Consider the following 20,935-nt stretch of genomic DNA (forward strand, 5'->3'; position numbering starts at 1 on the left):
CCCCCGGGTCCCCCCTCAGGTCCGCCGGGGAGGAAGCGCCCGGCTGAAGGAGCTTTTTGCAGGCCCCGCCTTCCGGTGAAATGGGGAAAGGACGCTTCCGGAGGAAGCGCCCTATTCGGAGATTTTTTGGATACTTTTCGGAGACTTTTCGAAAATTTTTCGGAGGCTTTTCGGGGGCTTTATGCAGGGGCCTGCCCCGTCCTCCGAAGGCATGGAGAGCCCGGAGGAACGGGAGGGGGCCGACCCCGGCAGAGGCGTGTAGGGGCCGCCGCCCTCGGCGGCCCGCTGGCAGCAATGATGAAGGCTGCTGTAAAATGCGCTGGGGGAGCGTCCGATTGGCAGATTTTATTTTGCAGGGGCCGGCCCGATGTTGTGAGGCCCTTATACCGGCGGCCCCTGCATCATGGTCCTGCTGTAAAATGCGCAGATGGACACGCCCCGTTGGGCGGCGGCGATTGACTGGAAAACGGGAGTATGTTATGATCGTCCACAATAAGAGCCTGTTTAAAATCCGGCGGAGTGCCGGATTGGGGCAGATTTTTTACCCAATGGGCATGTGATATCCGTAAGGCGGCAGAGCCGCCAACGGCTATCCAATTGTCGGGCAAGGCGGTTTGACGCAGGAATCCTGGCGAATTTCAAGTCAAACCAACGCAGCACCGGCGGAAAAAGATGCCCTGAGACGGCGTTTCGATGGATTTTAATCAGGCTCTAAGACGCGGCGGTGAAAGGAGCGAAGGCATGAACATCCACAAGGGACACAGGCAGCATATGCGTGACCGCTTCATACAGGGCGGCCTGGAGGGCTTTGCCGACCACGAGGCCCTGGAGCTGCTTCTGTATTACGCCATCCCTCAGAAGGACACGAATCCCCTGGCCCATGCCCTGATGGAGCGCTATGGGAGCCTGTCCGCCGTGCTGTCCGCACCCATTGAGGATTTGGTAAAAATGGAGGGCGTCGGAGAGCGGACCGCCGTTCTGCTGCACCTGGTGCCCCGGATAGAGCAGAAGGCCCATCTGTCGGAGCTGGAACAGGTGCTGGACAGCACCGGGCGCATCGGCGCGTATCTTCTGGAGCGCTTTTCCCTGGAGCGGGACGAGGTGGTCTATCAGCTCTGCCTGGACCAGAAGGGCCGTCTGCTGGCCTGCAAGTGCCTGGGGGAGGGCGGAACCGCCTCCGTGGACCTGGATGTCCGCAGGCTGGTGGAAAACGCCCTGCTGTCCACCGCCAGCGGGGTGGTCCTGGCTCACAACCACCCCAGCGGCGTGGCCCTGCCCTCTCCCGAGGATTACGCGGCCACCGACCGGGCCCGGGCGGCCCTGAAAACCGTGGGGGTGGAGCTGCTGGACCACATCATTATAGCGGACCGGGATTTTGTATCCCTGGCGGATTCCGGCTGTCTCCGTTAGTTTTAAAACAGACTCCAGTACCCGCATTCAGGCCGCCCTGCGGATGCCGTCCGGCCTGCAGGGATACGGCAATCTGCCGGTTCTATAGCAAGCGTCAAAATTCCCGACAAACGGGCCGGCCAGGGGGCCGGTCCCTACAGAGGCGTGTAGGGGCAGCCGCCCCCGGCGGCCCGCTGGCAGCAATGATGAGGGTTGCTATAAGCCTCCAGCGGGGCTGAACCCGGCAAATATTGTCGAACAAATGTTGTAATCCGGCCGGCGCTGTGGTACAATGAGAGGCGGAAGGAAAACGGTCCTTTTCATGGGGGCCGCCGGAGGGACGGCGGAAGCCGAAAACACGAAAACACGAAAACACGAAAAACTCTACAGCATGGGAGCGTGGAACGATGCCGAAATTTCAGGTTGTATCCGATTATCAGCCCTCCGGCGACCAGCCGGAGGCCATTGCCGCTTTGGCGGGGGGCATTGAAAACGGACTGAAGGAGCAGGTTTTGCTGGGCGTCACCGGCTCCGGCAAGACCTTTACCATGGCAAAGGTCATCGAGGCCGTCCAGCGGCCCACTCTGGTGCTGGCTCACAACAAAACCCTGGCGGCCCAGCTCTGCGCGGAGTTCAAGGAGTTCTTCCCCAACAACGCCGTGGAGTATTTCGTGTCCTACTATGACTACTACCAGCCCGAGGCCTATATCCCCCACACGGACACCTATATTGCAAAAGACGCCTCCACCAACGACGAAATCGACCGACTCCGCCTCTCCGCCACCTTCGCCCTGCTGGAACGGCGGGACGTGATTGTGGTGGCCTCTGTCTCCTGTATTTACGGACTGGGAGAGCCGGAGGATTTCGCGAAGCTGTCCGTCTCTCTCCGGGTGGGGGCGGAGTGGGAGCGGGACGAGATGCTGCGCCGCCTGGTGGAAATCCGCTATGAGCGGAACGACGTCGCCTTTGAGCGCAACATGTTCCGGGTCCGGGGGGACACGGTGGAGATATACCCGGCCTATTACAAGGACAGGGCCATCCGGGTGGAGTTCTTCGGGGACGAGATTGAGCGCATCAGCGAATTCAACCCCCTCACCGGAACCGCCTCGCTGAAGCTGAACCACGCCGTGATCTACCCCGCCAGCCACTACGTTACCACCAAGGACAAAATGGACAGGGCCATCGGGGAAATCCGGAAGGAGCTGGAGATACAGGTGGAGGGCTTCAACGCCAATAACCAGCTGGTGGAGGCCCAGCGCATCCGCCAGCGGACGGAGTACGACATGGAGATGATGCAGGAACTGGGCTACTGCTCCGGCATCGAGAACTATTCCCGCATCATCTCCGACCGGCCCGCCGGGTCCGCGCCCATGACGCTGCTGGACTTCTTCCCTGAGGATTTCGTGCTCTTCGTGGACGAGAGCCACGTCACACTGCCCCAGGTCCGGGCGATGTACAACGGCGACCACGCCCGGAAGGACGCCCTGGTGAAATACGGCTTCCGCCTCCCCTGCGCCTATGACAACCGCCCCCTGAAATTCGAGGAGTTCGAGGGCCGCATCGGTCAGGCGGTTTTCGTCTCGGCCACGCCGGGCCCCTATGAGCGGGAGCGGGCGGACCAGGTGGTGGAGCAGGTCATCCGGCCCACGGGACTGCTGGACCCCAGAGTGGAGGTCCGGCCCGTCACCGGGCAGATTGACGACCTGATAGAGGAGATCAACGCCCGGGCCGCCAGGGACGAACGGGTGCTGGTGACCACCCTCACCAAGAAAATGGCGGAGGACCTGACGGAGTACTTCAAGAACGCCGGAATCAGGGTCCGGTATATGCACGCGGACGTGGAGACCATCCAGCGGATGGAGATTATCCGGGACCTGCGGCTGGGGAAATTTGACGTGCTCATCGGCATCAACCTCCTCCGGGAGGGCCTGGACCTGCCGGAGGTCAGTCTGGTGGCCGTGCTGGACGCGGACAAGGAGGGCTTCCTCCGGTCCGAGACCTCTCTGATTCAGACCATAGGCCGGGCGGCCCGGAACGCGGAGGGTCTGGTGGTTCTCTACGCCGATACCATCACCCCCTCCATGCGGGCGGCTATGGACGAGACGGAGCGCCGCCGGGGGATTCAGGACCGCTTTAACCAGGAGCACGGCATCGTCCCCAAGACCATCATCAAGGGGGTCCGGGAGGTGCTGGAGATTTCCGCCGCCGCCGAGGAGGACACCACCCAGGCCCGTCGGCACAAAAAGCTGAGCCAGGCGGAGCGGGACGCGGAAATCCGGCGTCTGGAGAAGGAGATGAAGGAGGCCAGCAAGATGCTGGAATTCGAGTACGCGGCGGTGCTGAGAGACCGGATTATCGAGCTGAGGGGAGAGAAATAGTTAGGAATGAGGAATTAGGAATGAGGAATTTTCCGAAATTCCCCCAATTCTAACTCCTGATGAGAAATGGTCAGGAATGAGAAATTAGGAATGAGGAATTTTCCGAAATTCCCCCAATTCTAACTCCTGATGAGAAATGGTCAGGAATGAGAAATTAGGAATGAGGAATTAAAAATGAGAAATTTTCCGAAATTCCACCCAATTCCTAATTCCTAACTCCTAACTCCTAATTCCTAATTCCTAATTGAATGAGGTGTTTTATGAAATACGAATGGCTGGACGAATACCTCCTGGCCCTGCCGGGGGCGGAAAAGGACTACAAGCCCGAATGGGGCTGGTTCCGGTACATGCTCCGGGGCAAGCTCTTTGCCGCGGTCTGCACGCCGGACGAAAAGCACGGCACCTACGGCGGCCACGACCTGGTGAATCTGAAATGCGACCCCGCCCGGGGCGAAATCCTCCGGGCGGCCCACCCCGAAATTCTGCCGGGGTTCTACTGCGACAAACGGCACTGGATTGCCTGCCTCCTGGACGGGGACCTGCCGGAGGATATCCTCCGGGAGCTCTGCCGGGAGTCCCACCAGCTGATTTTGAAAAAGCTGCCCAAATACGTACAGAAGGAAATTAGTAATTAGAAATTAGGAATGAGGAATTGCGGCTCGTTTGGATAAATTCCTGATTCCTAACGCCTCATTCCTAATTGAGGGAAGTGTTTAGATGGAACTGACGCGGTATCAAAAAATCCTGCTGGCGGCGCTGGCGGGGATGCTGGTTTTGTTCAGCGTCCTCATGGCGGTCTTCCGGAGCAGTCCCGGCGTGCTGTTCGAGGAGAGCCTTCTGGAAATCGCCGGGGAAGGGGTCTACACCGGCAGAGTCATGGGGGAGCCGGTGGCCATTACCGTCACAAGGCCCTCGGATTCCAGGGCCGTGGTGGAGTTCGCCATCGGGGACCGGTTCCGTGACGTCTGCCAGGTGGACTATCCCCTGACGCCTGTCGAGACGGTCCGGGGCCCGGTGGACGGCATCCGGGTCACGAAAAACGGCGCGGTCCTGTTCCAGGGGGCCTACGCCCGGGACATGGATGGCGGCTGGTTCGATGAGAACGGGGACTGGGCCCCCCAGTTTACCGTCCGGGCCTATACCAGCGGCGACCCCTGGCGGTATTATGAGACGGACGCGGCCACCGCTGTGGCCTTCGCCCTGGGGCCCGGCACCGCCGCCCACGGGGACCCGGGCCTCTTTGCGCTGGCGGTGTTCCTGACGGCTCTGCTGGCGGTGTGGATTCTGTTTCATAAACAGCTGTTCCGCTTTGAGCACCGCTGGGCCCGGGACCCGGAGCCCACCGAGGGATATCTGTTTTTGGAGCGGGCGGTGTGGCTGCTGGCGGCGGCGGCCGTCGCCGGGGTCTATCTCGCGGCGATGGTGACGGTCAGTTAGGAGCGGTTATGGAAGAGGCACAGAGGAAGCGCCCTTTCACGGCAGAGGGCGGGACAAAAAAGAGGGCCGCCCTCTCAGCAGGGGAAAGGGCCCTGATAGAAGAGAGCGCCGCCCTCTCGACAGAGGGAGGCACTTTGAAAGAAGAGAGCGCCACCCGTCAGGGTGGCGGAGCAAAAAAAAGCGCCGCCCGTCAGGGCGGCGAAACAAAAAAAGCCTGTGCGGCGATTCTGGCGGCGGCGGTGCTGTGGGGCGTAATTGGCCTGTGGAACCGGCGGCTGATGGCGGCGGGGCTGTCCCCGGCGGGCATCGTGGCGGTGCGGAACTTCGGCGGCATGGCCCTGCTGGCGGCGTTCTTTGCCCTCCGGGACCGGCGGGTGTTCCGGGTGGAGCGGCGGCATCTGAAATACTTTTTCGGCACCGGCGTGGTGAGCGTGGCACTGTTTACCGTGTGCTATTTCTCCTGCCAGCAGCTCTGCTCCCTGGCGGCGGCCTCCGTGCTGCTGTACACGGCCCCGTCCTTTGTGGTGCTGCTGTCGGCGGTCCTCTGGAGGGAGCCCGTCACCGGGAAAAAGCTGCTGGCCCTGGGGCTGACCCTGGCAGGCTGCGCCTGCGTCTGCGGTGTGTTCAGCGGAGGACTGTCCGTGACGCTCCCCGGCGTCCTTCTGGGTCTGGGGTCCGGGTTCTTCTACGCACTTTACAGCATCTTTGGCCGGTATGCCCTGGCACATTACCCGCCTCTGACGGTGACGGTCTGGACCTTTTTGTTCGCGGGCCCGGCGTCCCTGGTCCTGCTCCGGCCGGCGGAGCTGGCAGCGGCGTTCTCCCGGCCCGGCAGCTGGCCGACGGCCCTGGCGCTGGCGGCGCTGTCCACGGCGCTGCCCTATGTCCTGTATACCTGGGGCCTCGCCCGGACGGAGCCGGGCCGGGCCTCCATCCTGGCCAGCCTGGAGCCGGCGGCGGCAGCCCTGACGGGGGTGCTGGCCTTCGGTGAGCCCATGGACCTGCTGACGGCGGCGGGAATCCTGTGCGTCCTGGCGGGCGTGTCTGTTTTGAGGTAAACGATATGGCAAAGAAAAAAGAGGAAAAAACCAACGTTATGCGGATTCTGGACCAGAAAAAGGTCCCCTACACCGCCCACTTCTATGAGGAGAGCCAGGGCCCCCAGGGCACCCGGGAGTATGGCGTCCACGTGGCCCAGGCCCTGGGCCAGGACCCCCGCCGGGCCTTCAAGACCCTGGCGGCAAAAGGGGCCTCCGGGGGATACTATGTGTTCGACATCCCTACACCCGATACCCTGGACCTGAAAAAGGCGGCGAAGGCGGCGGGGGAGAAATCCGTGGAGCTGCTGGCCGTGAAGGACATCACCGCCGTCACCGGCTATGTCCGGGGCGGGTGCAGCCCTGTGGGCATGAAAAAGCCCTATCCTGTTTTCTTCCACGAAACGGCCCTGGACTATGAGACCATCTATATCTCCGCCGGGAAAATCGGGGTCCAGGCGGAGGTGGCGCCGGGGGCGCTGCTGGCCCTGCTGGGCGCGGGGACGGCGGACCTGGTTACCTGACGCCCTCGCTCAGCAGGGTGAGACCCAGATGGAGCCCGGCGGCGAAGGCGTTGGTGGACCACTCCAGATAGGCATGGTCGATCTGGTCCAGAAGGTCCAGCCGGGCGTCGTCACCGATGGGAAGGGAATACAGGATATCTTTGATTGCCTGATTGGGAAAGTCATCTGTGTTCTCTAAAACGGATGTCCCATAGGTGTCAAAGAGTTTTTCAATTGTTGCATTCATGGCAAAACCTCCGCAATACTCTTATCATGCCATATATTATATGGCATGAAAAACAATATGTCAAGGAGTTTTTATGGAAACGCTGAAAATATTAGGGGAGCGGCTGCGACTTTTGCGAAAAGAGAAGCGGCAGCGTCAAATTGATATCGCTGAGATACTTGGTATCACGCAAGCGCACTATCAGCGTGTTGAAAAGGGAAAAATCAATATCCCTACCTTGACGCTCTGTTTTTTAGCAGATTATTACGGCGTCAGCACGGACTATCTGCTGGGCCGGTCGGATGAGCGGTAGGGGGCGGCCGAAAAAATTTTTGCGCCCATTGCACGGGAACGTGCAACGAAGGGGCAAAGGATGCCCAGCAATAAGCGAAGGCCCGCCGAGAACGGCAGCGACCCGCGCCCTGTGATCAGCGTTTGAATGCGGAGCAGGGCGGGACGAGCACCAGGGAGGCGGGCAGAGAAGCAGAGAAGCGAAGAGACAGACGGGCCAGCGGCAGCGAAAAGAGAAGGGCGGGCCTTTCGTCGACCTCCAAAACCCCCGCTTGCACGTCGTCGGCGCAAGCTGCACATCCCTCGCCCTGTCTCGCGGGGGACAGGTCTCGTCCGTTCCGCTGCGCCTCCTCTCCCTCCGCAACCACTTCGTTGGGTTGCGTCGGGGTGGGGCAGTGTCATAAAAATCCCCCGTTATCGGGGGGATTCAGGGGGGCGCCCCCCCTGACGGGGATTCCAAAGGGGCTGGCCCCTTTGGGTCCCCGCGGCAGCGGCCCTCGCTGGGAGGTGGCCCCCGTGGGAACGGCCCTCACGGGAGTGGTTCCCCACGGCAGCGCCCTCGCTGGGAGGCGGCCCTCACGGGAGTGAATCCCCGCGGCAGCGGCCCCCCGTGGGAACGGCCCTCACGGGAGTGAACCCCCGCGGCAGCGGCCCCGCAGGTCACTGCCGAGCCAGACAAAAAGGAGGTCTGCCATATGGCATTTATGGCTCTGTTTGGATGGATCTTTCTCCCTGTCATCATTCTCGGCCTGATAGCCCAGGCCGTCGCGGCTCCGCTGGTCTGGGCGCTGGAGCATCCGGGCATCATCAACGCCGTTGCCGCCGGCCTGCTGATGTTCAACGCCCTGCTTTTCCTGGTCCTGATACGCTGGCGCGGACGGCGGAAGCGGGCGGGGAAGCGGAGCGCCGTGCTGCTCCTGGCGGCTCTGTGGGAGGCCTGGGTGGTGCTGTGCTGCGCGGCGTACCTGCTCATCCGCCCCCTCCAGTATATCCCGGAGGACTTCGGAATCCCCTTCGACGCCGAGCACGTCTGCTACGGCGAGTGGGAACTGGTCTCCTGTCAGGGCATCCCGCCGGGCTACACCCGCACCGAGGAAGAAATTGCCTCCTGGCTCGGCACGCGCATCGCCTACGGGCCGGACCGCTTTTCCTCCAACGGGCTGGTCTACGCCCTGGATTCCGAAGAACCCTTCGACGAGTCCACAATCTGGCGGGAGTCCTCCATCTACATCCCCGGAAGTCAGGTCAGCACCTCCTTTGAGGCTCTGGGACTGGAGGACCGGAAACTCCGCAGCGTTCTTCTGAACTTTCAGGAGGACATCGGGAAAAGCCGCCCCATAGGGGCCCTCTTCTATCTGCTGGACCGGGACACCCTGATGGTCTATCACGACTGCATGTTTTTCCGGGCGGAACGCGTGGAACCCGCAGACGGCTCCGCCCCCTCCATCCCGGACCCGGCGGGACACCGTATCCCGGACCCGGAGAACCGCCCCTATTTCGGTACCTGGACCGTCACCGAGGCCCTGAGCCCGGCATCCCCGGAGCTTCTGGAGGAAACCGTTGGCGGGGAGTTCTCCTGCTGGGCGGAAAGCATACTCGTCTCCTTCTCCGGCACCGCCGGAGGCTGCGGCGTGGAGCGCTACAGAGAGCGGGACATCACAGCTGAGGAGTTCGCCGCGCTCTATGGAACGCCTCTGGAGGACCTGGGCGTGGAGCCCGGCACGTACCTCCATGTAACCGCGGAGCTCATAAGCGACAGCTTCCCCGACCTTGGCAGGCGCTTTGTGCTGCTGGATGGGAAGACCATGCTGCTTTGCGGCGGGGGCGCGTTCTTCCGGGCGGAGCTGGTCCCGGATTCCCAGCCCTCCATCTGGATTCCGGATGAAGCGTAAAAGGGGAGCGTCCAAAGCGGAGATTTTATGCAGGGGCCCGGCCCGTCACCGATAGCAGCCTTCATCATTGCTGCCGGCGGGCCCTACGGAGCGTGATTCCGGCAGAGGGGTGCAGGGGGCGGCCTCTGCGCCGCCCCGCCCAGACGGGCCGGGACAGAGCCCGGCCCCTACAGGGCATCCATGCTGTAAAATGCGCAGGTGGATACTCCCGGAGCAAAGGGAGTGTCCAAAGCGAAAATTTGATGCAGGAGCTTTCCCCAGCACGGCATCCATGCTGTAAAATGCACAGGTGGATACTCCCGGAGCAAAGGGAGTGTCCAAAGCGAAAATTTGATGCAGGAGCTTTCCCCAGCACGGCATCCATGCCGTAAAATGCGCAGGTGGACGCTCCCGGAACAAAAAAACCTCTTGACATAAAAAATACATTCCATTAGTCTGTAAAGCGTGACGAAACGCAAGCAAAGGAGAACCAACGCCATGCACAAATATATCACCGTCAAGGGCGCGCGGGTAAACAACCTGAAAAATATTGACGTGACCATCCCCCGGGACAAGCTGGTGGTTATGACCGGCCTGTCCGGCAGCGGAAAGTCCTCTCTGGCCTTCGATACCATCTATGCTGAGGGACAGCGCCGCTATGTGGAGTCCCTCAGCTCCTATGCACGGATGTTCCTGGGCCAGATGGACAAGCCGGACGTGGACTATATCGAGGGCCTCAGCCCCGCCATTTCCATCGACCAGAAAACCACCTCGAAAAACCCCCGGTCCACCGTGGGCACCGTCACGGAAATTTACGACTACCTCCGCCTCCTCTGGGCACGGGTGGGCACGCCCCACTGCCCCCGCTGCGGCAAGGTCATCCGGCAGCAGACCATCGACCAGATCATCGACCAGGTGCTGGCCCTGCCGGAGGGCACCCGCATTCAGGTGATGGCCCCGGTCATCCGGGGCAAGAAGGGCGAACACGCCAAGGTCTTCGAGGACGCCAAGCGCTCCGGCTACGTCCGGGTCCGGGTGGACGGGAATCTCTATGAGCTGGACGAGGACATCAAGCTGGAGAAAAACAAAAAGCACAGCATTGAGGTGGTCATCGACCGGCTCATCATCCGGCCCGACATCCAGCAGCGCCTGACGGACAGCGTGGAAACCGCCTCCGGCCTCTCCGGGGGTCTGGCGGTCATCAACCTTCTCCGGGAGGAACAGGACCTGACCTTTTCCCAGAATTACGCCTGTGAGGACTGCGGCATCTCCATCGAGGAGCTGACCCCCCGCATGTTCTCCTTCAACAACCCCTTCGGCGCCTGCCCCACCTGTACCGGTCTGGGGGTGCAGCTGAAGGTAGACGTCAGCCTGGTGGTGCCGGACCCGTCCAGGTCCATTCTGGAGGGGGCCATTCAGGCCAGCGGCTGGGGCAATATCCGCTCCGACGGCATTTCCCGGATGTACTTCGACGCCCTTTCCAAAAAATACCGCTTTTCTCTCGAAAGCCCCTGGAGGGAGCTGAGCCCCGAGGTGCAGGACGTGATTCTCTATGGCACCCGGGGGGAAAAGTTAGAGCTTCACTATGACCAGCCCCGGGGGAAGGGGGTTCTCTATCAGCCCTTTGAGGGCATCTGCAACAACATTGAACGCCGCTATCAGGAGACCCAGAGCGATTCCAGCAAAAAGGAGCTGGAGGAGATGATGGCGGAGTGCCCCTGCCCCGGCTGCAAGGGCCGGCGGCTGAAAAAGGAGTCCCTGGCGGTGACGGTGGGGGACAGGGACATTGACGCGCTGACCCGCCTCTCCGTACTGGATGAGCTGGAATGGGTGGAGCGCCTGACGCTGACAGAACAGCAGCAGCTGATCGCCGGCCGGATTCTGAAGGAAATCAAGTCCCGGCTGGGCTTTCTCCGGTCCGTGGGCCTGGGCTATCTGACCCTGAACCGCTCTGCCGGAACCCTCTCCGGCGGAGAGAGCCAGCGCATCCGTCTGGCCACGCAGATCGGCTCCAGCCTCATGGGGGTGCTCTATATTCTGGACGAGCCCTCCATCGGGCTCCACCAGCGGGACAACGACAAGCTGCTGGCAACCCTGCGGAACCTCCAGAGCCTGGGGAATACGCTTCTGGTGGTGGAGCACGACGAGGACACCATGCGGGCGGCGGATTACCTCATCGACATCGGGCCCGGCGCAGGGGTCCACGGCGGACAGGTGGTGGCCGCAGGGACGCCGGAGGAGGTTATGGCCAACCCGGATTCTTTGACGGGGCAGTACCTCTCCGGCAGGAAGAGCATCCCCGTTCCCTCTGTCCGCCGCCCCGGCAGCGGGAAATTCCTCCGGGTGATGGGCGCGGAGGAGAACAACCTCCAAAAGGTGGACGTGGAATTTCCCCTGGGGACCTTCACCGTGGTCACCGGCGTGTCCGGCAGCGGAAAGTCGTCTCTTGTGAATGAAGTGCTGTTCAAGCGCCTGGGCGCCGATCTGATGCGGATGAAGGTCCACCCCGGCAGGTGCAAAAAAATCGAGGGCCTGGAGCATCTGGACAAGGTGGTCAGCATCGACCAGAGCCCCATCGGGCGGACCCCCCGGTCCAACCCCGCCACCTACACCAACCTGTTCAACGACATCCGGGAGCTCTTCGCCTCCACCCAGGAGGCCAAGAGCCGGGGATACGGCCCGGGCCGGTTCAGCTTCAACGTCCGGGGAGGACGCTGCGAGGCCTGCTCCGGGGACGGCGTGCTGAAGATTGAGATGCATTTCCTGCCGGATATCTTCGTACCCTGCGAGGTCTGCAAGGGGAAGCGCTATAACCGGGAGACCCTGGAAGTCCACTATAAGGGGAAAAATATCTCCGACGTGCTGGACATGACGGTGGACGAGGCCCTGGAGTTTTTTGCGCCCCTGCCCAAGCTCCGGAACCGGCTGCAAACCCTGCAGGACGTGGGCCTGGGCTATGTGAAGCTGGGCCAGCCCTCCACGGAGCTCTCCGGCGGCGAGGCCCAGCGGGTGAAGCTGGCCACGGAGCTGAGCAAGCAGGCCACCGGAAAGACCATCTATATTCTGGACGAGCCCACCACCGGCCTCCACACCGACGACGTGCGCAAGCTCCTGGAGGTGCTCCAGAGGCTGGTGGACAGCGGGAACACGGTGGTGGTCATCGAGCACAATCTGGACGTCATCAAGTCCGCCGACTGGCTCATCGACCTGGGCCCCGAGGGCGGCGACGGCGGCGGGACCATTGTCTGCACCGGCACGCCGGAGACTGTGGCCGCCTGCGGGGCGTCCTATACAGGGCAGTATCTGAAGAAATGTCTTGCGCGCTAAAACAGTATCTCTTGTTTTACGGAGGAACAGGGCCCGTTCCTGCTTGAAAATGAATGGTCATTGTTATCACCACACAAGATTTAATAATGTAAATATACAATATTAAATCTTGTTTGTCAAGGAGTTTTTTATGGACACGCTTCAAATCATGGGTGCACGTCTGAAAGCCCTGCGGAATGAGCGCCGTATCTACCAGCGGGAAATGGGAGATTTGCTGGACGTTACTATGCAGCACTATCAAAAGATTGAGCACGGCGATGTGAACATTTCTGCCTTGACATTATGTACCCTTTCGCAGTATTTTGGAGTCAGCACGGACTATCTGCTGGGGCTGTCCGAGGAACGAAATCCCCGGTAAAGGCAGGCCCGGAGAATGTCCGCTCATGTATTCTGTCAGAAGGAAGCACAGAGGCAGACTCCGTTTTTCATTCTAATATCGGGGGGATTCAGGGGGGTGTCCCCCCTGACGGGGATTCCAAAGGGGCTGGCCCCTTTGGGCCCCGCCGGCAGGCGTTCCCCGCGAAAGCGGACTGCCCGGCGGGGTATTTATCATCAAAATCAAAATGCTCAAAGAAAGTTGAGGATCACCTATGAACATCACAAAAACCGCCATGATTACCGTCTGCGGACGGCCCAACGTGGGCAAGTCCAGCCTCACCAACACCCTGGTGGGGGAAAAAATCGCCATCGTCTCCAACAAGGCCCAGACCACCCGGAACCGCATCTACGGCGTGGTAAACCGGGAGGACACCCAATATATCCTTCTGGACACACCGGGTCTCCACCGGCCCAAGTCCGCCCTGGGGGACTATATGGTGAAGGTCGTCACCGCCAGCCTCAGCGACGTGGACTGCGCCCTGCTTCTGGTGGAGCCCATCCCCCACGTGGGCGGGCCGGAAAAGGCCCTGATTCAGCGGATTCGGGAGGAAAAGATTCCCTGCATTCTCTGCATCAACAAGATTGACACCGTGGAGCCCGCCGCCCTGCTGCCGGTGATCGCCGCCTACAGCGAGGCCTGGGACGGCTTCGACGCCGTCATCCCCATCTCCGCCCACACCGGCGGAGGTCTGGACGAGCTGATGGAGGAACTGAAAAAATACGCCGCGGAGGGCCCCCAGCTCTTCCCCGACGGCCAGACCAGCGACCAGCCGGAGCGGGCGGTGTGCGGGGAGCTGCTGCGGGAAAAGCTGCTGCTGTGCCTGGACAAGGAAATTCCCCATGGCACCGCCGTGGAGATTGAGAAGTTCTCGGAGCGGGATACCGGCGTCGTCGACGTGGGAGCTGTGATTTACTGCGAAAAGGCCAGCCACAAGGGCATCATCATCGGAAAGCAGGGGGCCATGCTGAAAAAAATCAGCTCCCTGGCCCGGCATGACATGGAGAAATTCATGGGGACCAAAATCTACCTGGAGACCTGGGTCAAGGTCAAGGAGAACTGGCGGGACAACCTGAACTACGTCCGGAGCCTGGGATACAGGGAAGAGTGAAGAGTTGAGAGTTGAGAGTGGGGATGATTTGGGAATTTTCCATTTCCGGCGGGAATTTCCGGGCATGGATTTCGACGGGTTCCGCAGACTAATCCTGTCAAAAGGAGGTCTGCCCCATGGATTATTTGGAATCGGAGCCCCTCTGGGAGCTGTTCTGCCTGACGGGAGAGCCCCTGGCTTATATGCTCTACCGTTCCATTGAAGAAAACCAGGACTGTCAGTAATCAATGGGGAGAAATATACTCCCCGTACATAGGGAGGGAGCGCTGTGGCGGCTTCGCCTGTGATTGTGACCCGGGGCGTGGTCCTCCGGGAGACCGAGACCCGGGAGACGGATAAAATTTTAACCCTGCTGTCGGAGGACCGGGGGAAAATTTCCGTGATTGCCCGGGGCGCCCGGCGGAAAAACTGCCGGTTTGCCGCCGGGGCCCAGTCCCTGGCCTGGTCGGAATGGACGCTGTATCAGCGGAAAGACTGGTACTATGTCAATGAGGGCTCTACCCTGGAGCTCTTCGAGGGTCTGCGGGGCGACCTGAAGGCACTGGCCCTGGGGTTCTACATGGCGGAGCTGACGGAGTGCGTCACCCTGCCGGAGGAGCCCGCGCCGGAGCTGCTGCGGCACCTGCTGAACGGGCTGTATGCCCTTTCTGCTTTACACAAGCCGCCGGAGCTGGTAAAGCCGGCCTTTGAAATGAAGCTGCTGTGTCTGGCGGGATTTGAACCGCTGGTGAATGCCTGCGAGGCCTGCGGGAGGACGGACCCGGAGGAGCCGGTTCTGAACGCGGCCCTGGGGACGCTGCGGTGCAGGCGCTGCGCCCACGACGGCGGGGTGAGCCCCCTCTGCCGGGAGTCTCTGGCGGCTCTGCGGCATATCGTATACGGAGACCCGAAACGGCTGTACTCCTTCCGCATCCCGGAGGAGGCCCTCCGGCGCCTGTCCAGGGCGGCCGGGCTGTTTCTGTCCGCCCAGCTGGAGCGGACATTCAGGACTCTCGACTTTTACGAGAGCCTGGGATGAGAGTAGAGAGTGGAGAGTTATGATACGGAAGCGGGAAATCAGGAAAACTGCGTGACAGGAGGAACCACCGATGAGTGAACTGTTTGACAAATCTCTCCGCACCCTGGAGCTGCCCAGGGTGCTGCAATTATTGTCCGAGCAGGCCGTCAGCGGCGAGGCGAAAGAGAAAGCCCTCTGCATCCGGCCTGAGACGGAGACCGAGGAGGTTCTGCGCCTGCTGGACCAGACCGACGACGCCCGGCGTATGATCGGCCTGCGGGGGGCGCCCTCCTTCTCCGGGGTGAAGCCGGTGGCGGAGATTCTGGACCGGGCGGACCGGGGCGGGAGCCTCAGCACCCGGGAGCTGCTGCGGATTGCCGATCTCCTCACCGCCGCCCGGCGGGGGAAGGAGTATTTCAGCACCGAGGACGCGGCCAGTGAGAAAACGGCCCTGGACCAGTTTTTCCTCTCCCTCCACGGGAACCGCTTTCTGGAGGAAAAAATCAAGCGCTGCATCCCCGACGAGGACACCATTGCCGACGCCGCTTCCAGCGAGCTGGCGGACATCCGGCGGCACATGCGGGCGGCCCAGGCCAGGAGCCGGCAGATTCTGCAAAAAATCATCGCCTCCCCCAGCTATGCCAAGGTGCTCCAGGAGGCCATCATCACCCAGCGGGACGGGCGCTTCGTGGTGCCTGTGAAGGCGGAGCAGAAGGGGAACCTGCCGGGGCTGGTCCATGACATCTCTTCCTCCGGGGCCACGGTGTTTGTGGAGCCCATGGGAGTGGTCCAGGCCAATAACGAATACGTGGAGCTGGAGGCTAAGGAGCAGAAGGAAATCGAACGCATCCTGGCGGAGCTGTCCGCCGAGGCGGCGGCCCACCGGCAGGACATCCAGTGGGACTATGAGACCCTGGTGCGGCTGGACCTGATGTTTGCCAGGGGCCAGCTGAGCTACCGGATGGACGCCGTGCGGCCGGAAATCCGGCGGGACGGGGCCATTCGGCTGCGGAAGGCCCGGCATCCCCTGTTGGACCCCAAGACGGCGGTGCCCATCGACGTGGACCTGGGAGACGCCTTTGACACCCTGGTGATTACCGGCCCCAACACCGGCGGCAAGACCGTGTCCTTGAAGACCCTGGGCCTGCTGACCGTCATGGCCCAGTGCGGCCTCCACATCCCCGCGGCGGACCGCAGCGCCGTGTCCGTCTTCGAACGGGTGCTGGCGGACATCGGGGATGAGCAGAGCATTGAACAGAGCCTGTCCACCTTCTCCGCCCACATGACCAACATCGTGGGCATTTTGAAGGAGGCGGACGGGAAGAGCCTGATTCTCTTCGACGAGCTGGGAGCAGGCACGGACCCGGTGGAGGGCGCGGCGCTGGCCATTGCCGTCATCCAGCACGTCCGGCAGACAGGGGCGAAAATCGCCGCCACCACCCACTATGCCGAGCTGAAGAGCTTTGCCATGACCACCGGCGGGGTGGAAAACGCCTCCTGCGAGTTCAATGTGGAGACCCTCAGCCCTACCTACCGCCTGCTGACCGGCATTCCCGGCAAGTCCAACGCCTTCGCCATTTCCCGGCGGCTGGGCCTGCCTGAGGAGGTCATCCAGGCGGCGCAGACCCAGATGAGCGGGGACAGCGTGCGGTTTGAGGATATCCTGACCCAGCTGGAGGCCAAGCGTCAGGCGCTGGAGAAGCGGGATCAGGAGTCTCAGCGCCTCTTCCTCCAGCGGGAGGAGGACGCCCGGAAAGCAAGAGAGTTCCGGGAGCAGATGGAGCGGGCCAAGGAGAACGCCCGGAGCCGGGGAGAGGCCGAGGCCAAGCGCATCCTTCGGGACGCCAAGGCGGCGGCGGACCAGACCTTTAACGAGCTGGCGGAGCTCCGGCGGCGGCAGGCGGCGGCGGAGACCGTTCAGAATCTCAACGACGCCCAGGCGGCCATCCGCTCCGGCCTGAATCAGGCGGAGGAACGCCTGCGGACGGAAAAGGACCGTCCCGCCCCCATTCCCAAGCCCAGCCGCCCCATTCAGAAAGGGGACCTGGTGGAGATTCCCGGCGTCCGGACCCCGGCGGAGGTGGTCTCTGTGGGGAAGGACGGGACGCTGCAATTGAAGTCCGGTATTCTGAAGATGAAGGCCAAGGCCGAAGAGGTCCGCCTCATCGAGGACGACGAGCGGGCCGCCCGGAAGCCCAGGACCCCGGTTTCCTCCGGCGGGTCCCGGGTGCTCCGGACCGCCGCCAGCCGGGAGCTGGACATCCGGGGGATGGAGACGCTGGAGGCCGAGAGCGTGGTGGAGGGCTTCCTCTCCGCCGCCGTCATGGGGAAGCTGGAGACGGTGACCATCATCCACGGCAAGGGCACCGGGGCCCTGCGGAAGGCCGTCCACGACATTCTCCGCCGGAACAGGGCGGTGAAGAGCTTCCGGCTGGGGGTCTACGGCGAGGGGGAGACCGGGGTCACCGTGGTGACCATGAAGTGAATGGATATTTTGTAAAAGGAGCTCTATGACAGACTACAGAGAAAAGGCGGTCCGATGTGTGAAGGACACGGTTCTGCCCCTGCAAAAAAAGATGTTTCAGGAGTGCGGCTGTGACCTGGATGCCCAATATCGGAAATACGGGGATTTGGAGGGGTTTTTCGCCAGGGTCATTCAGCCGGGCCGGATTTATGAAGTGGGCTATCCCCAATGCGTCTGCCCGGAGGTGCTCTCCGGCGCGGTACGGGACCCGGCCCACTGCGAGTGCTCCCGGCAGAGCGTCGCCTACATTCTGGAAAGCCTCCTGCCGGGGCGGAGCATCACCGTGGAAACCGTCGAAACCGTTTTGAGCGGCGGGGACCGCTGCCGGTTTCTTGTAACGGTGGATTAGTGGATTAAATGAAAGGGCCTGCCCTGCATGGGCGGTCCCTGAGACTGTCGAAAAAACGGATTGCTTTCAGTTTTCGGAAAGGAAGATAGTATGAAAGAAACCCATCAGGGGTGTCTTTCATGTTCAATCAATAAGTTTACAAAACTTTTTTGAAGTTTTGTAAACTTGCTCAGCCTGTCGAAAAGACTTTTTCGACAGGCTGAGGGCCTGCCCCGCATGGGCGGGCCCTTCAAAAATTTTCCGCCGCGCTGTTGCGGGGCCAGCCAAAATTTGCTATACTGTTTCTATCATATTACGAGATTGAGGTGACGGTTATGCAAAAGCTGGAAAAGCAGTTCCACATCGCCTGCACGCCGGAGGACGTGGGCCGCTACTGCATTCTCCCCGGCGACCCGGGACGGGTTCCCGCCATCGCCGCCTACTTTGACGGCGCGAAGCAGGTGGCCTGCAACCGGGAGTTCAACGTCTGGACCGGCACGCTGCTGGGGGAGAAGGTCACCGCCTGCTCCACCGGCATCGGCGGGCCCTCCGCCTCCATCGCTATGGAGGAGCTCCACAAATGCGGCGCGGATACCTTCATCCGCACCGGCACCTGCGGCGGCATCGATCTGGAAGTCCAGTCCGGGGACATTGTGGTGGCCACCGGGGCCGTGCGCTTCGAGCACACCAGCCGGGAGTACGCCCCCATCGAGTTCCCCGCCGTGGCGGACTTCGGCATTACGGACAGCCTGGTCCGGGCCGCCAGGGCCCTGGGCTATCCCCTCCACACCGGCATTGTCCAGTGCAAGGACAGCTTCTATGGCCAGCATGACCCCGGCGCGTCTCCGGTGGCCTATGAGCTCCGGCAGAAGTGGGAGAGCTGGAAGCGCCTGGGGGTGAAGGCCAGCGAGATGGAGAGCGCCGCCCTCTTCGTGGTGGCGGCTGCCCTGGGCTGCCGCTGCGGAAGCTGCTTCCACGTGGTGTGGAACCAGGAGCGGGAGGCCGCCGGTCTGGACCAAAGGATGAGCGAGGACACCAGCGCCTCCGTCCGGGTGGCGGTGGAGGCGCTGAAGCTCCAGATTGAGGCGGACAGGGCGGCGAAGTAATCGCCGGCGACGGAAGAAGCATGGGCAAAATGGAGGACAGAGGATGAAAATAGAGAATCACGAGCTGGCCCTTTTGCAGGACCGCCTGGAGCGGGAGGGGAAGAAGGAAGAGGCCATGGCGGTGAAGCAGGAGTTTCTCCGCCTTATCCGGGAAAGCGGGGATTTCTGCCCCTGCAAGGCCAAGTGTGAGCTCCACGGGGACTGTTTTGCCTGCGTGCAGATGCACCGGGGACACCAGGGACACCTGCCCTTCTGCATGTGGGGCATGGTGAATGAGCGTTTGGCCGCCGTGGCCGGTCTGACAGAGGGCTCCTTCCGCAAGTACATGACGGATCACCCCGGCTGCTGCAACGGCTGTCCCCCGGCCAACCGGGATTTGGGGGAGTAGAGTCCCCGAACAAAGGAGAAGACTGCCTGATGCGGGTATAAAAGGGCGGACAGGGCTGTGGGCAGATGAAAAAACATGCTGAAAAAGAGACGGACTGAACCCTCAGTCCGTCTTTTTTGCTGACTTTACCCTGTGCGTTAGATCGTAAAACCATTTGCACCGCCGTTCTCTTTCAATTATGGGACAAAGCCTTCCGCAGCCCTTGCAGAGGTCCCGTTCTTTTGACAGGACACAGTCCCGCTCTGTCATTTGAAAGCCATTGATTTTATTCCAGCAGCTTAGAGTCTGTTTTAAACCGTCAAAACGCCGTCTTGGTGTATCTTTTTCCGCCAGGACTGCGTTGATTGGACTTGAAATCCGTCAGGATTCCCGCGTCCAATCGCCTTGCCTGGCGATTGGATAGCCGTTGGCGGCTCTGCCGCCTTACGGATATCACATGCCCATCGGGTAAAAAATCTACCCCAATCCGGCATTCCGCTGGTTTTAAAACAGCCTCTAAACAGAATTCAGCCATGCAGCATCCCCCTCTGTCAATTATAGAGTTTATAACTCTATTAGTCAATAGAGTTATAAACTCTGGGGTATGCTGACCCCGAGGTGAGGGGATGCGGTATTATGAACGGGTCCGGGCGCTCCGGGAGGACCGGGACCTGACACAGACATTTGCTGCGGGACTGCTGCATGTGGGGCAGAAGACCTATTCGGATTATGAGCTGGGCAAAACCCGGATGCCACTGGACAGCGTTATTTTCCTGGCGAAATACTACAACGTCAGCATGGACTATATCTGCGGGGTCTCAAAAGAACGCCGCCCCTTTCCCAGGGAGTAAACAGAGAGGGGGCCCTTCGGCTCGTTTGCGGAAAAAACGGAAGATTCTGTTATCATTTCCAAAGTTCAGCCGATATTCCTAAAAGAAGGGAATCTGGTCCGGAGCCGCTTCCATTGAACGGATTCAAAGGCGGAGCGCTCAAAGCCATCTGAATTTTGAAATGGAGGAACAAAATGGTCACATCGGCAAATGCCCCGCGCTTCCAGACAGAATGGTTCAACCATGTAGGAAACGCTGCCCTCCCCTACGCCGTCCCCAAAACGGAGTATCAGGACCTGTTCCGGCAGACGGTGGAAGCCGTTCAGAACCAGGCAAAGCAAAACTACGCAGACCTCACCCAGCGGGTGCAGGCCGGCGGGACAAGGGTCAAGCTGACGGAGGAACAGAAGGAATACCTGTCGGAGCACTTTGACCCCAGGAATATGAGCCGCGCCGATTACCAGAAGTTCATCGACAAGCTCTGTGAGTACGGCGTTCTGGACGAAGCGGACAAGCCCTATATCAACTATGGTTTGGCCGGCAGCGAGCTGGAGGCGATTCCTCTCAGCGCAATCAATTGCGAAGCGTATATCATGACTGCGGATTCCGACAATCTCCTGTGCTATACGAATTCCTTTTCGATGTTCAAGAGCAACGTCCTGGAATGGAGCGGCTATCTTTCCGGCATCAGGGCCCTGGAGCAGAACACAGGGATCTGGCAAAAGAAGCCGGAGGCCGTCCTGTTCGGAAAAATTCACAATGTTCTGGAGGCAATTTCCGGCTGACAGCATTGGAACGCAGAAAAGCAGACTGCCGTTGGCAGTCTGCTTTTTCTTG

Annotated in this window: 19 protein-coding genes; 18 read left to right on the top strand and 1 reads right to left on the bottom strand. The window is 61.2% G+C overall.

The genetic code is table 11. The features are described 5' to 3' along the window. Positions 1 to 741 precede the first annotated feature (741 nt). The 6 genes from Q0063_RS03165 to ybaK all read left to right on the top strand — a co-directional run bounded on the left by Q0063_RS03165 (position 742) and on the right by ybaK (position 6,765). Positions 742 to 1,410 (top strand): RadC family protein, encoded by a 669-nt coding sequence (locus Q0063_RS03165; RefSeq protein ID WP_297870528.1) that lies wholly within the window; start codon positions 742 to 744, stop codon positions 1,408 to 1,410. A gap of 386 nt (positions 1,411 to 1,796) precedes the next feature. Beyond that, entirely contained in the window at positions 1,797 to 3,767 is a 1,971-nt protein-coding gene (uvrB, locus tag Q0063_RS03170; RefSeq protein WP_297870529.1) for an excinuclease ABC subunit UvrB, read from the top strand. A 260-nt stretch (positions 3,768 to 4,027) separates the two neighbouring features. Continuing rightward, a complete protein-coding gene (locus Q0063_RS03175) occupies positions 4,028 to 4,402 on the top strand; it encodes an MmcQ/YjbR family DNA-binding protein (protein ID WP_297870530.1) in 375 nt (124 codons plus the stop codon). An 82-nt stretch (positions 4,403 to 4,484) separates the two neighbouring features. Next, positions 4,485 to 5,204 carry a hypothetical protein gene (locus Q0063_RS03180; RefSeq protein WP_297870531.1) on the top strand — a complete coding sequence of 240 codons (720 nt, stop codon included), beginning with the start codon at positions 4,485 to 4,487 and terminating at the stop codon, positions 5,202 to 5,204. Between the two features lie 134 nt (positions 5,205 to 5,338). After that, the gene (locus Q0063_RS03185) at positions 5,339 to 6,262 is read left to right on the top strand and encodes a DMT family transporter (RefSeq protein WP_297870532.1); all 924 of its coding nucleotides are present in this window, start codon (positions 5,339 to 5,341) and stop codon (positions 6,260 to 6,262) included. 5 nt (positions 6,263 to 6,267) lie between these two features. Beyond that, positions 6,268 to 6,765: a Cys-tRNA(Pro) deacylase gene (gene ybaK, locus Q0063_RS03190; RefSeq protein WP_297870533.1), complete on the top strand. Its 498-nt coding sequence runs from the start codon at positions 6,268 to 6,270 to the stop codon at positions 6,763 to 6,765. On the opposite strand, the gene Q0063_RS03195 is transcribed toward ybaK, so the two are convergent. Beyond that, positions 6,758 to 6,991 carry a hypothetical protein gene (locus Q0063_RS03195; protein ID WP_297870534.1) on the bottom strand — a complete coding sequence of 78 codons (234 nt, stop codon included), beginning with the start codon at positions 6,989 to 6,991 and terminating at the stop codon, positions 6,758 to 6,760. The genes ybaK and Q0063_RS03195 overlap by 8 nt on opposite strands. Positions 6,992 to 7,064: 73 nt before the next feature. Here Q0063_RS03195 and Q0063_RS03200 point away from each other — a divergent pair, with 73 nt between their 5' ends. The 12 genes from Q0063_RS03200 to Q0063_RS03255 all read left to right on the top strand — a co-directional run bounded on the left by Q0063_RS03200 (position 7,065) and on the right by Q0063_RS03255 (position 20,883). Then, the gene (locus Q0063_RS03200; RefSeq protein WP_297870535.1) at positions 7,065 to 7,283 is read left to right on the top strand and encodes a helix-turn-helix domain-containing protein; all 219 of its coding nucleotides are present in this window, start codon (positions 7,065 to 7,067) and stop codon (positions 7,281 to 7,283) included. A 673-nt stretch (positions 7,284 to 7,956) separates the two neighbouring features. Beyond that, positions 7,957 to 9,153, top strand: coding sequence for a hypothetical protein (locus Q0063_RS03205; protein ID WP_297870536.1), 1,197 nt, complete (start codon positions 7,957 to 7,959; stop codon positions 9,151 to 9,153). A 477-nt stretch (positions 9,154 to 9,630) separates the two neighbouring features. Next, positions 9,631 to 12,459 carry an excinuclease ABC subunit UvrA gene (uvrA, locus tag Q0063_RS03210; RefSeq protein WP_297870537.1) on the top strand — a complete coding sequence of 943 codons (2,829 nt, stop codon included), beginning with the start codon at positions 9,631 to 9,633 and terminating at the stop codon, positions 12,457 to 12,459. Between the two features lie 130 nt (positions 12,460 to 12,589). Beyond that, the gene (locus Q0063_RS03215; RefSeq protein ID WP_297870538.1) at positions 12,590 to 12,817 is read left to right on the top strand and encodes a helix-turn-helix domain-containing protein; all 228 of its coding nucleotides are present in this window, start codon (positions 12,590 to 12,592) and stop codon (positions 12,815 to 12,817) included. 232 nt (positions 12,818 to 13,049) lie between these two features. Next, positions 13,050 to 13,946: a GTPase Era gene (gene era / locus Q0063_RS03220; RefSeq protein ID WP_297870539.1), complete on the top strand. Its 897-nt coding sequence runs from the start codon at positions 13,050 to 13,052 to the stop codon at positions 13,944 to 13,946. Between the two features lie 268 nt (positions 13,947 to 14,214). Then, complete coding sequence (gene recO, locus Q0063_RS03225) at positions 14,215 to 14,964, top strand: DNA repair protein RecO (protein ID WP_297870540.1); 750 nt, start codon at positions 14,215 to 14,217, stop codon at positions 14,962 to 14,964. A 70-nt stretch (positions 14,965 to 15,034) separates the two neighbouring features. Then, positions 15,035 to 17,428, top strand: coding sequence for an endonuclease MutS2 (locus Q0063_RS03230; RefSeq protein WP_297870541.1), 2,394 nt, complete (start codon positions 15,035 to 15,037; stop codon positions 17,426 to 17,428). 25 nt (positions 17,429 to 17,453) lie between these two features. Beyond that, positions 17,454 to 17,816, top strand: coding sequence for a hypothetical protein (locus Q0063_RS03235; RefSeq protein WP_297870542.1), 363 nt, complete (start codon positions 17,454 to 17,456; stop codon positions 17,814 to 17,816). 314 nt (positions 17,817 to 18,130) lie between these two features. Beyond that, positions 18,131 to 18,901 (top strand): uridine phosphorylase, encoded by a 771-nt coding sequence (gene udp, locus Q0063_RS03240; RefSeq protein WP_297870543.1) that lies wholly within the window; start codon positions 18,131 to 18,133, stop codon positions 18,899 to 18,901. A 43-nt stretch (positions 18,902 to 18,944) separates the two neighbouring features. Beyond that, positions 18,945 to 19,289 carry a hypothetical protein gene (locus Q0063_RS03245; protein WP_297870544.1) on the top strand — a complete coding sequence of 115 codons (345 nt, stop codon included), beginning with the start codon at positions 18,945 to 18,947 and terminating at the stop codon, positions 19,287 to 19,289. Positions 19,290 to 19,894: 605 nt separating this feature from the next. After that, positions 19,895 to 20,119 (top strand): helix-turn-helix transcriptional regulator, encoded by a 225-nt coding sequence (locus Q0063_RS03250; protein ID WP_297870545.1) that lies wholly within the window; start codon positions 19,895 to 19,897, stop codon positions 20,117 to 20,119. Between the two features lie 173 nt (positions 20,120 to 20,292). After that, positions 20,293 to 20,883, top strand: coding sequence for a hypothetical protein (locus tag Q0063_RS03255; protein WP_297870546.1), 591 nt, complete (start codon positions 20,293 to 20,295; stop codon positions 20,881 to 20,883). The last annotated feature ends 52 nt before the right edge of the window (positions 20,884 to 20,935 follow it).

This window comes from uncultured Oscillibacter sp. (assembly GCF_947654275.1).
In the GTDB taxonomy this organism is placed as follows: Bacteria; Bacillota; Clostridia; order Oscillospirales; family Oscillospiraceae; genus Oscillibacter.